Source organism: Novosphingobium naphthalenivorans NBRC 102051 (genome assembly GCF_001590985.1).
GTDB lineage: Bacteria > Pseudomonadota > Alphaproteobacteria > Sphingomonadales > Sphingomonadaceae > Novosphingobium > Novosphingobium naphthalenivorans.
This window is the reverse complement of sequence record NZ_BCTX01000153.1, coordinates 1-2,500: the sequence shown is the minus strand read 5'-3', so window position 1 is coordinate 2,500 and position 2,500 is coordinate 1. Positions and strand designations below refer to the sequence as shown.

The following is a 2,500-nucleotide window of genomic DNA, read 5'->3' as shown; positions in this document are numbered from 1 at the left end:
CCCGCTATGGCCACTCTTTCCAAAGTGTTCTGCTAGTTTAGATCAAGGCACTGGCCTGGTCCGCGTTCGCTCGCCACTACTAACGGAATCTCGGTTGATGTCTTTTCCTCTGGTTACTTAGATGTTTCAGTTCACCAGGTTCGCTTCACCAAAGCTATATATTCACTAAGGTGATACCTTATCCACCTCACTCAGTTCCCGATCACTCGGAAGCCGAGAGAAATGGTGAAGGTGGGTTTCCCCATTCGGAAATCGCCGGATCAAAGTTTGCTCACAACTCCCCGACGCTTATCGCAGCGTGCCACGTCCTTCATCGCCTGTACATGCCAAGGCATCCACCAAATGCTCTTACCTCACGCTTGAGAATCCACACCATCAACGACAGCCCTGCATAAAGACTGCGTTGTCCTAGGTATGGACGATAAATCTCAGCCAGATTACTTGCATCTGTTGTGCCGCATCATGTGTACCCACTACGTCAGTGGATACGATGCGCCACGGCATCGATTAAAAAACCCATTCACAATGTCAAAGAACCGCGGGCAAATCCCGCATAACCGATCTTACGATCGGAACCGTTTCGCTTCATCTCTGGAGTATGTTTCATCGCTTGCAGGCCGGTGGCCCGCAGGGATTGGCTGGTGGAGCCTATCGGGATCGAACCGATGACCCCCTGCTTGCAAAGCAGGTGCTCTCCCAGCTGAGCTAAGGCCCCTAAACCAATCTGCTTAGAAAGTGGTGGGCCTGAGAGGATTTGAACCTCTGACCTCACCCTTATCAGGGGTGCGCTCTAACCAACTGAGCTACAGGCCCACTTTCCGTGCCCTGCTGGCCGCCACTCTTTCGAATGGGCTGCCGCGGGCGGCGTGAGCCAGCTCAGGCGTAAACACCTTACGGTGTTATCTCCAGTGATGAAGGGACATGAGGACGACGGCATGTTCTTAGAATTGAGCGAAGCTCTTCCAGGCTCAAGGCCCGGCGCTTTCGACCAAATCCTTAGAAAGGAGGTGATCCAGCCGCAGGTTCCCCTACGGCTACCTTGTTACGACTTCACCCCAGTCGCTAAGCCCACCGTGGTCGCCTGCCTCTCTTGCGAGTTAGCGCAACGCCTTCGGGTGAACCCAACTCCCATGGTGTGACGGGCGGTGTGTACAAGGCCTGGGAACGTATTCACCGCGGCATGCTGATCCGCGATTACTAGCGATTCCGCCTTCATGCTCTCGAGTTGCAGAGAACAATCCGAACTGAGACGGCTTTTGGAGATTAGCTCACACTCGCGTGCTCGCTGCCCACTGTCACCGCCATTGTAGCACGTGTGTAGCCCAGCGTGTAAGGGCCATGAGGACTTGACGTCATCCCCACCTTCCTCCGGCTTATCACCGGCAGTTTCCTTAGAGTGCCCAACTAAATGATGGCAACTAAGGACGAGGGTTGCGCTCGTTGCGGGACTTAACCCAACATCTCACGACACGAGCTGACGACAGCCATGCAGCACCTGTCACTGATCCAGCCGAACTGAAGAAAAGCATCTCTGCTATTCGCGATCAGGATGTCAAACGCTGGTAAGGTTCTGCGCGTTGCTTCGAATTAAACCACATGCTCCACCGCTTGTGCAGGCCCCCGTCAATTCCTTTGAGTTTTAATCTTGCGACCGTACTCCCCAGGCGGATAACTTAATGCGTTAGCTGCGCCACCCAAACACCATGTGCCCGGACAGCTAGTTATCATCGTTTACGGCGTGGACTACCAGGGTATCTAATCCTGTTTGCTCCCCACGCTTTCGCACCTCAGCGTCAATACTTGTCCAGTCAGTCGCCTTCGCCACTGGTGTTCTTCCGAATATCTACGAATTTCACCTCTACACTCGGAATTCCACTGACCTCTCCAAGATTCTAGTCACCTAGTTTCAAAGGCAGTTCCGGGGTTGAGCCCCGGGCTTTCACCTCTGACTTGAGTAACCGCCTACGCGCGCTTTACGCCCAGTAATTCCGAACAACGCTAGCTCCCTCCGTATTACCGCGGCTGCTGGCACGGAGTTAGCCGGAGCTTATTCTCCAGGTACTGTCATTATCATCCCTGGTAAAAGAGCTTTACAACCCTAAGGCCTTCATCACTCACGCGGCATTGCTGGATCAGGCTTTCGCCCATTGTCCAATATTCCCCACTGCTGCCTCCCGTAGGAGTCTGGGCCGTGTCTCAGTCCCAGTGTGGCTGATCATCCTCTCAGACCAGCTAAGGATCGTCGCCTTGGTAGGCCATTACCCCACCAACTAGCTAATCCTACGCGGGCTCATCCTTGGGCAATAAATCTTTGGTCCGAAGACATCATCCGGTATTAGCAGTAATTTCTCACTGTTATTCCGAACCCAAGGGCAGATTCCCACGCGTTACGCACCCGTGCGCCACTAGACCCGAAGGTCTCGTTCGACTTGCATGTGTTAGGCATGCCGCCAGCGTTCGTTCTGAGCCAGGATCAAACTCTCAAGTTTGTGTCACGATA

The 2,500-nt window shown here is 53.8% G+C and carries 2 tRNA genes and 2 rRNA genes (1 of these 4 cut by a window edge); all 4 read right to left on the bottom strand.

What is annotated here, in order from left to right:
• Positions 1-362: ribosomal RNA gene (locus NN5_RS24095) — 23S ribosomal RNA — on the bottom strand (it extends 2,429 nt beyond the left edge of the window).
• 277 nt (positions 363-639) lie between these two features.
• A tRNA-Ala gene (locus NN5_RS24090) sits at positions 640-715 on the bottom strand.
• Between the two features lie 21 nt (positions 716-736).
• Positions 737-813, bottom strand: a tRNA-Ile gene (locus NN5_RS24085).
• 187 nt (positions 814-1,000) lie between these two features.
• A 16S ribosomal RNA gene (locus NN5_RS24080) occupies positions 1,001-2,489 on the bottom strand.
• Together the 16S and 23S rRNA genes with 2 tRNA genes alongside form the textbook arrangement of a ribosomal RNA operon.
• Between the last annotated feature and the right edge of the window lie 11 nt (positions 2,490-2,500).